The following is an 8,098-nucleotide window of genomic DNA, read 5'->3' on the forward strand; positions in this document are numbered from 1 at the left end:
CCGGCGGCTCCCGGAGGAGGCGGCGGCGGAGGCGGCCTGCAGGGGCGAACGCTGAACACCCCCGGCGGCGGCCCGGCCGGCGCCCGCATCCCGGTGCGCCCGGTGGGCGGCGCGCCGCTGCAGAGCGGGGCGGTGGTGGACACCTTCATGGAGGGGCCCAACAACTTCGCCATCGAGCGCTACCTGCTCAACGGGGCCGACCCCAACGCCACCTACACGGTGAACCTGATCATCTCGCTCTTCGTGACCGACTGCTCGGGCCAGGCGATCACCCAGCCGGCGCCGGTGAAGCTCACCACCAACGCGCAGGGGAACGGGCAGGCGATGATCCGCGTCCCGCCCGAGTTCATCCCGGCCATCGCCAAGGGGCAGACCAACAGCATCCGCTGGGAGTTCGTGAAGGACGGCGTGGTGCGCTACGACACGGAATGCGTGGCGATCTACGAGGACCTGGACGACAGCCACGGCCGGGACGGGTGAGCCGGAGCGGCAGGAGCGCAATCCCGGAGAAGTCCGGGCGTCGGTGCGGGGATATGATGTAGCCTGGATGCCGGCCGGAAGCCGCGGCTTCCGGAACCGGCGTCGGAGTCCGACACGTGACCTCAGCAAAGGAGGACGTCATGGCCCAGGAGATGAGCGCCGGCGTGACCAGGGTCCGGTTCCCCCCGGAAAGGGCGGACGACGTGATCCGCGACCTCAAGGGGAGGATCGCCGACGAGCACAAGAAGCTGAAGAACCAGGGGCTCCGGGACGCCTTCTTCCTGGTGAACCGCGAGGCGGGCGAGGCCATCGGCGTCGCCATCTGGAGCGACAAGAAGCGCATGAAGGAGGTGGAGGGGAAGACCACCCGGGAGGATCCCGCGGCGACCCGCGACCCGAACCGCGCGCCGACCGACTTCTCCAAGGTGCGCGCGAAGGCGGTGCAGGAAGAGGGCGCCACCATGGAGAGCTCGGACTGGTACGAGGTGGTCGCCTCGGTCTGACCCGGGGAGCCCCCTCCGACGAAACGAGGCCCCGCCGCGGAGACGCGGCGGGGCCTCGTGCGTCCGGCGCCGCGTCACAGCATCGACGTGCGGCGGTCCAGGCGGGTGCTGTGCCATGCGAACACCGGGAACGCCATGACGCCAACCAGCACGACGTCGACCAGCCACCGCAGCCCGGCGCGTCCCAGGAGCGAAAGGTCCCACCCCACCAGGGCCATCCCCATCAGGGTGGCCGAGGGGATCAGGGCGAGCGAGACGAGGACTCCGGCGGTCAGGACGGAGCGGCCCGACGCGATCAGGATGGCGCCGGCCGCGCCGGCCAGCGCGCTCACCAGCACCCCCGCGGGGCTCACGCTGCTCCAGTAGGAGAGCAGCTCGCCCGCGGCGAGGTAGGTGCTCTCGCCGCTCACCGTCACGCCGAAGGCGAGGAGGAGGAGGCTCGCCGCCACGGCCCCGGCGACCAGCACGGCGTATCCCTGGACCGCGTGCAGCAGGGCGTGGCGCCACCTGGTGTTGCGCGTGACGATCCCGAACGAGACCCGGGTGATGGGCTCGAAGCCCGGGGCGACGATCATCGCTCCGACGACCAGGTGGAGGGTGTCGGTGGCGATCCCCGCGGCGGCGATCCCCCCGGCGATCCCCATGAGCAGGAGAGCGTTGGGCGTCATGTTGCTCTCCTTCGCCATCTCCGTCTCGATCTCCTCCCAGCTCTGGTCGCTGGGCTCGGTGCTCATCGTCGCCCGGACCGGCGGGGAGATCACGCTGGCGGGCTCGCTGGTGACGATCGAGCTGTCGTCGCCACTTCCGATGCGGCGCTCCTGCAGCAGGCGCAGCACCCGGTTCAGAGTCGGCGTCGAGACCACCGCGGTCACCGTGTCGCCCGGGGGGTGCAGCGAGATCCCGCGCTGCAGCTGCAGGCCGATCAGTCCATCCTGCTTCCGGAGCAGGGCGACGATCTCATCCGTCTGCTCGGGGGGGACCGTGACCTGGATGGTCTTCTGCATGCGTGCGCTTCGGTGTCGGGGAACGGACGGCGGGTATACGGGCCCTCGTCCGGGATGGAGGGCTGGCGCGTGACGCACACCGCCCCGCCTCCCGGTCCGCAAGACTCGTTCTGCCGCCGCACCGGCCTGGCGGCTTCCCTTGCCGGGTGAGGCGCTACCCCTCGGGCGGGGTGGCGTACCCGTCGAGGAAGATCTTCGCCACCAGCGCCTTGCGCCCCCGCACCCCTACCTTTTCGCAGGCGTGCTCCAGGTGGTCCTGCACCGTGTAGACGGACAGGCCGAGCCGGGCGGCGATCCGCTTCGTCGATTCCCCACGCACGACGAGCAGGAGCACCTCCCGCTCGCGCGGCGTGAGGCCGTACGCCTGCGACAGGAAGGGCGACGCGTCCCGCGGCGCGGCGGGCTCGATCACGACCACCCGCGCCGACTCCCCCGACGCGTCCGGCTCGGCCAGGGAGGCCCGGAGCACGTACCACCGCCCCGAGCGCCCCTGCGCGCGCAGCTCGGCCCCGAGCGGTCCCTCCGGGCGGGCGTGCGCGGCCGCGAGCCGGGTCAGCAGGCTGACCAGCGCGTACGGGTGCGCTTCGGTCCGCATCCCCACGTCCGCCAGGTCCGCGAGCTGCTCCGCCGCGGGCCCGCTCCGCAGCACGATCCGGCTCCTCGCGTCCAGCACGAGCACCCCGGGCGCGGCCACGTCCGCCGTGGCGGCGTCCCGGAGCGCGGCCTCGGTCGCTGCGGCGGCCTGCAGCCCCCGCGCGACGTGGGGCGCGATGGCCTGCATGAAGCGGGTCTCCGGCTCCGCGAAGGTGCGTGATCCGGCTTCCCGGAACATGCACCACGAGCCGTAGATCCCCCCCTCCACCGCCAGCACGGCGTGCAGCGCGTGCTCCAGCCCGTCGGCGCGGAGCACCTCCAGGAACGGGTCGGAGTTCTCGGTGGAGACGACGCCTCCCGAGCGGGCGAAGTCGATGAACTCGACGACCTCGTCCGGATACACCCTCGTCACGTAGCTCTGGACGAAGCTATCCGACAACCGCTCGCCCCACCCGTGGGTGAAGAGCCCGGTCTCGGGGTCCGTGGCCATCAGCGCGTACGCCTCGGAGGGGACGATGGCTGCGGCACGCATCCCCACCTCCTGCCGCAGCGTGAGCGAGTCCAGCCCCGCGTAGCAGGCGCGCCGGATGGAACGGAGCGTCTCGCGCTCGGCCCGCGTGGTCAGTCGAACGGCCTGTGTCATCACCCCCCCCTGAAATTCGGGATACTCCGGCACGCACCTCCGCCCCATCCTTCCGGGGAGCTCGCGGCCCATCCGGGCCGGCTCGGCACCCATCCACCACGAGGTAATGATGCCCGATTCGATCCGGCACGCAAGCTGTTTGTTCGCCACCCTGCTGCTCGCCGCCGGGTGCACCGGCGCCCCCGCCGTGCAGAGCGCCGAGAGCGCGGAGGTGCAGGCCGCCGCCCCCGCCCCGGGCGAGCCGACCCTGGCCGAGGTCCGCGCGGCCACGGAGCGCTTCCGCGACGTGAAGGTTGCCCTCGCCGAGGGCTACGTCCAGGACCCCAGCGGGATGTGCGTGACCGCCGAGATGGAGGGTCTCCCGGCCGAGGCGGGGGCGATGGGGATCCACTTCTTCCGTCCCGACCTGCTGGGGATCACGGCGCCCCCGAACCCGCGGGTCGCCGGGAACGGTACCCACACGGACTTCCGCAGGCCCGCGATCCTGATCTACGAGCCGCAGGCGGACGGCTCGATGGAGCTGGTGGCCGTGGAGAACCTCGTGTTCATCCGTTCGTGGGAGGAGACGGGGAACCGGGAGGCGCCCACCTTCCACGGGGTGGCGTTCGACCGCATGCAGGACGACCCGGCCACCGACTTCGACGAGGCGCACGGCTTCGAGCCCCACTACGACCGGCACGTCTGGATCTACCGGGAGAACCCGAACGGCGTGTTCTCGCCCATGAACCCGAGCGTCACCTGCAGGCACGCGCCGGCTCCGGCCGGGCACGCGGCGCACTGAGGAGCCGGGACGCCACCGGACGGCGCCCGGGGGCGCCGTCCTCCGCCCCGGGGGCACATGGTGTACGTCCTCGTCTACCACCGGATCGTGGACCCGGTCGCCTTCTGGAAGCTCCGCGAGCGCCCGGACCCGGGCCGCCCGGTTCACCTGCGGCTGGTGCAGGCGCTCCCGAGCCGGGACCACGGGGTCCTGGTCTGCCTCTGGGAGAGTGATTCGGCGGAGACGGTCCGCGCCTACACCGAGCGTGCCTGCGGCGCGTTCAGCCGGAACGAGTACCACGAGATCGATGGCGACGAGGCGCTCGGGTACGGCTTTCTGCTCCGCGGCACCGGGACGGGGTGGCTGGTCCCGCCCACGTCCGGACCGGCACGGGGCGGGAGCCCCGCCGGTCTTCCACACCCCACACAAGGAGGATGAAATGGCCGAAGAACAGAACCAGGAGATCGCGCGGCGCGCGTACCGGGCGGCCTCCGAAGGATTCCGGAGCGGAGACTTCAGCGGCCTGGACGAGGTCATCGCGCCCGACGTCCGCGACCACGACCCCGATCCCGGCCAGGGCGAGGGCCGGGAGGGGCTGAAGGCCTTCTTCGCCGAGCTCGCCCGCGCGTTCCCCGGCCTGGAGGTGGTCGTCGACGACCTGATCGCCGAGGGGGACAGGGTGGCCGCACGCGTGCGCTTCCGCGGCACCCACTCGGGCGACTTCCAGGGCATCGCGGCCAGCGGCCGCCCGGTGGAGATGCGGGTGGTCGACGTCCTCCGGATCCGGGACGGGAAGATCGTGGAGCGCTGGGGCGTCGGAGACCAGCTCGGGTTGATGCAGCAGCTCGGCGCGGTGCCGGCCTGAGCCCCGGAGGCACCGCTTTCCACGGAATCCCTTTGACACGGAGCCGACCATGAAGTGCAACACCCTGCTCGCAGTCCTCGTCGTCGCCGCCGCAGCCGCCGGCTGCACGCAGGACAACCCCGCCGGCGCGGAGCCGGTCCCCGGGAGCGGCGCGTTCCTGTCCCGGGAGCACCATTCCGCGGCCGTGAACCAGCAGCTGGCGGCGGTCCGGCAGGCGACGGTGCAGTTCCGCCACATGAGCGAGGCGGAGCTGCTCGCCCGAGGGTACGTGAACACCGGGATCTGCATCGAGGGGATGGGGATCCACTTCGTCGACTTCGGCGCGATCGACGGCATGGTCGATCCTCTTCGCCCGGAGGTGCTCGTCTTCGAGCCGAAGCCGCACGGCCGGCTGCAGCTGGTCGCGGTGGAGTACATGGCGCTCGGAGCCGCCTCGCCGACCGTCTTCGGCAGGACGATGGAGGAGTCGCACCTCCCCTTCGCGGACTCGGAGCTGCACGCCTGGGTGTGGAAGGGGAACCCCGCGGGGACGTTCCATGCCACCAACCCGACAGTGAGCTGCCCCTGAGCACTGGCTGCGGGCTCCACGGCCGCACTCCGGCAGTACCCGGTGTCAGGGTAGCGCGGCGTATGCGAAGAGGGCCCGGCGGTTCGCTGCCGGGCCCTCTGCCGTGCTCCCCGCCCCCGGGAGCTACGGCCGGAACAGGTACTGGATCTTGGCGAAGTACTGCCGCTGTGTCCCCACCAGCCCGTGCCCGTCGAACTGCCGGGAGCCGTAGGTGGAGCCCACGTAGAAGATGCTGAACGGGTTGAGCTGGTAGGCCAGCAGGGGCTCCAGGTCGAGCCGCTCACTGAAATCGTTGTACTGCGCCACCATCCGGAACTGCAGCTCGCGGTTGTACTGGAAGTTGAAGCGCGTCCGCGCGATGTACCCGGAGAAGATCTCCTCTCCGCCCAGGCGGTTGAGCTCCTCGTACGTGAGCGACGGCTCGATGACGACGCGCGAAATCGGCTTGATGGTGGCCCAGGCACGCGCGTTCATCCCCGCTCCCACTTCGGGCACCGCCAGCATGCGGGCCACGCTCTCCCCCCGGCCGACCTCGAAGCCCACCCGCAGAGGATCGCTGAAGTTGCTGACCAGGAACATTCCGTAGCGGCGGATGCCGGTCAACTCCACCCCCCGGAAGGTCTCGTCGGCGAACCTGGCGTTGATCCCGACGTTCGTCTGCCGGGGCAGCGTCAGCGAGACGCTGGGGTTGATCCACGTCTCCTTCCCTTCGCCCCGGAAGTTCCAGATGGTGCCGCCCAAGAGGCCCGAGGAGATCCGCTCCACGCCGTAGCGGCGGGGGAAGAAGGTCATCCCCGTCCAGACCGAGGCGCGTCGGAAGTCGTTCCGCGACTGGAAGCCCGCGTCGGCACGATAGGTCGGCGAGAGATCCATGTAGAGGGCGTTCCAGCTCCAGGTCCGCGCGTCCCGGGCGACGCGGACGAACGAAGCCCGGCCGGCGTACGACTCGCCGTCGAAGGCTGCGGTGTGCCGGTCGTCCCCGGAGCCGAAGGTGAGCTTCGGAAGCCGGGCGCTGAGGCCGGGGTCGTCCGGCTCCCGCGTGTAGCTCCCCACCAGGTGCGCGGAGAGGCTGTACACCTCGCGGAAGCGGAAGAGGCCGTCCACGCTCGCCGTGGTCCCCGAGCCGCCCCCATCCAGCCGCCGGTCGGTGAGGAGCCCCCCGACGTACGAGTTTCCGTAGACGTTCTGCCGGGCCCGCAGCACGTTGGTGAAGCTCCGCCCACCCTCCAGGACCGCGCTGCGCTCCTCGAAGGGGAGGAAGAAGGGGGTGTGCTCGTCGCGCGCGCCCACCCAGCCGAAGCTGGTCCGCCCCCGGCGGCCGGTCAGCTTGGTCGCCACCTGGGGATCGTTGATGGAGCGCGAGTAGAAGACGTTCATCGGCGTCTCGTACAGGTCCATCCCCTCCTGGAAGAAGGGGCGGCGCTCCGGGAAGAAGAGCGCGAAGGTGGTGTTCACGTCCACCTGCGCCGCGTCCGACTCCACCTGGCTGAAGTCCGGGTTCAGCGTGGCCTCCGCCGTCCAGCCGCCCTGGAAGGCGTACTTGAGACCCAGAGAGGCGTCGGGGGTCACGCGGCCATTCTCGAAGGAGGCCGGGTTGGAGGGGTCCTGGAGGCGTCCGGACTGCGAGGCGACCACCGCGGGAAGGACGTCGAGGGTGCCCCCCGGCCGGACCCCTTCGATCCCCTGGAGCTTCGCGAGCTGGCAGAGCTGGCAGGGGTTGTTCCGGCTCAGCGAGGGCCAGGTGATGTAGTGCCGGCTGGAGCGGGGATAGGTTCGCACCAGCATGATCCCCCACTCCTGCACCGGCCGGTTCGGGAAGCGGAGGCTGCTGAAGGGGATGGCCATCTCGATGACGTAGCCGTCCTCCGTGATCCTCCCCGCGGTGGTGTAGATGAAGTCGATGGAGCCGTCCTCTCCCTGTGGGTTCATCTGCAGGTCGCCCTGCACCCCGATGGGGTTGGCGATGAAGTAGTAGCCCAGCGACGAGCCCCCGAACGGCTCGATGAGGACTCCCACCCAGTCGTCGCTCCAGAGCCGGTCGCGCGGCTGGAGGGTCGCACGGATCGCGTCCGGGTTGGGGTCCTTCGCGATCCAGGCGACGTAGAAGTTCTTGTCGTCGTAGGTGAGGAGCACCTCCGTCTCCACCGGAGGCTGCGCCCCCTCCCTGGGCGTCATCTCGACGAAGCCGCTCGCCCGCGCGGCGCCCACCCACCCGGCGTCCTCCAGCCGCGCGTCGACCTGGATCGCGCCAGGCGCACGCTGGATGGCGATGGAGCGCAGGTCGGCCGCGGGCGCCGGGCGCGCCGCAGCGGTATCCGCCTGCTGCGCCCCGAGCGGGGTCCAGGGCGACACCGCGGCGAGAAGACCCGCGAGCGCATGGCGAACGTTCGGTGACAGGTACATGGGTCGAGTCCCGATGAGAAGGTGAGGGTCGGCCGGTGCCATCGCCCCGCGCCGGGTCGGCCGGCGGGGGCTCGCAGCACGTGACGTCCTTTTACGAGCTTCCTTCCCGGTCGGCGACGTACGGAGTCGCCGCAGTTCGGAAGTCTCAGGTCATTCGATTCTCCCCAGCGCCCAGGCGGCGGCGCGGCGGACGCCGGGGTCGGGGTCGGACGCGAGGAGCCGCGCGAGCGCCGGGACGGAGGAGGCGTCCTCCAGCCGCCCGAGCGCGCGGGCCGCGG

9 protein-coding genes are annotated in these 8,098 nt (G+C 71.2%); 6 read left to right on the forward strand and 3 right to left on the reverse strand.

From position 1 onward, the window contains the following. Together VGR37_13240 and VGR37_13245 are read left to right on the forward strand one after the other, a co-directional pair. A partial coding sequence (locus VGR37_13240) for a hypothetical protein (protein HEV2148360.1) occupies positions 1–480 on the forward strand: 480 nt, incomplete at its 5' end. Between the two features lie 116 nt (positions 481–596). Then, positions 597–983 (forward strand): hypothetical protein, encoded by a 387-nt coding sequence (locus tag VGR37_13245; protein HEV2148361.1) that lies wholly within the window; start codon positions 597–599, stop codon positions 981–983. Positions 984–1,057: 74 nt separating this feature from the next. On the opposite strand, the gene VGR37_13250 is transcribed toward VGR37_13245, so the two are convergent. Then, positions 1,058–1,987 (reverse strand): DUF389 domain-containing protein, encoded by a 930-nt coding sequence (locus VGR37_13250; protein ID HEV2148362.1) that lies wholly within the window; start codon positions 1,985–1,987, stop codon positions 1,058–1,060. 154 nt (positions 1,988–2,141) lie between these two features. After that, the gene (locus tag VGR37_13255; GenBank protein ID HEV2148363.1) at positions 2,142–3,224 is read right to left on the reverse strand and encodes a helix-turn-helix transcriptional regulator; all 1,083 of its coding nucleotides are present in this window, start codon (positions 3,222–3,224) and stop codon (positions 2,142–2,144) included. A 109-nt stretch (positions 3,225–3,333) separates the two neighbouring features. Here VGR37_13255 and VGR37_13260 point away from each other — a divergent pair, with 109 nt between their 5' ends. From VGR37_13260 to VGR37_13275, 4 genes are read left to right on the forward strand one after another with little or no spacing between them, the layout of a single operon-like run. After that, positions 3,334–4,005: a hypothetical protein gene (locus tag VGR37_13260; GenBank protein ID HEV2148364.1), complete on the forward strand. Its 672-nt coding sequence runs from the start codon at positions 3,334–3,336 to the stop codon at positions 4,003–4,005. A gap of 57 nt (positions 4,006–4,062) precedes the next feature. Beyond that, positions 4,063–4,422, forward strand: a complete 360-nt coding sequence (locus VGR37_13265; GenBank protein ID HEV2148365.1) for a hypothetical protein — start codon at positions 4,063–4,065, stop codon at positions 4,420–4,422. Position 4,423: 1 nt separating this feature from the next. Further along, positions 4,424–4,849 (forward strand): ester cyclase, encoded by a 426-nt coding sequence (locus tag VGR37_13270; GenBank protein HEV2148366.1) that lies wholly within the window; start codon positions 4,424–4,426, stop codon positions 4,847–4,849. Positions 4,850–4,898: 49 nt separating this feature from the next. Further along, entirely contained in the window at positions 4,899–5,417 is a 519-nt protein-coding gene (locus tag VGR37_13275) for a hypothetical protein (GenBank protein ID HEV2148367.1), read from the forward strand. A 123-nt stretch (positions 5,418–5,540) separates the two neighbouring features. Here the strand turns inward: VGR37_13275 and VGR37_13280 are convergent, their stop codons facing one another. Further along, positions 5,541–7,820, reverse strand: coding sequence for a DUF5916 domain-containing protein (locus VGR37_13280; protein ID HEV2148368.1), 2,280 nt, complete (start codon positions 7,818–7,820; stop codon positions 5,541–5,543). Positions 7,821–8,098 lie beyond the last annotated feature (278 nt).

Source organism: Longimicrobiaceae bacterium, assembly GCA_035936415.1.
Classification (GTDB): domain Bacteria; phylum Gemmatimonadota; class Gemmatimonadetes; order Longimicrobiales; family Longimicrobiaceae; genus JAFAYN01.

Excerpts from the sequence above, each read along its gene's own strand:
- VGR37_13275 (HEV2148367.1), top strand. The coding sequence starts at position 4,899 with ATGAAGTGCAACACCCTGCTCGCAGTCCTCGTCGTCGCCGCCGCAGCC.
- VGR37_13280 (HEV2148368.1), bottom strand. The coding sequence starts at position 7,820 with ATGTACCTGTCACCGAACGTTCGCCATGCGCTCGCGGGTCTTCTCGCC.
- VGR37_13250 (HEV2148362.1), bottom strand. The coding sequence starts at position 1,987 with ATGCAGAAGACCATCCAGGTCACGGTCCCCCCCGAGCAGACGGATGAG.
- VGR37_13270 (HEV2148366.1), top strand. The coding sequence starts at position 4,424 with ATGGCCGAAGAACAGAACCAGGAGATCGCGCGGCGCGCGTACCGGGCG.
- VGR37_13265 (HEV2148365.1), top strand. The coding sequence starts at position 4,063 with ATGGTGTACGTCCTCGTCTACCACCGGATCGTGGACCCGGTCGCCTTC.
- VGR37_13260 (HEV2148364.1), top strand. The coding sequence starts at position 3,334 with ATGCCCGATTCGATCCGGCACGCAAGCTGTTTGTTCGCCACCCTGCTG.
- VGR37_13255 (HEV2148363.1), bottom strand. The coding sequence starts at position 3,224 with ATGACACAGGCCGTTCGACTGACCACGCGGGCCGAGCGCGAGACGCTC.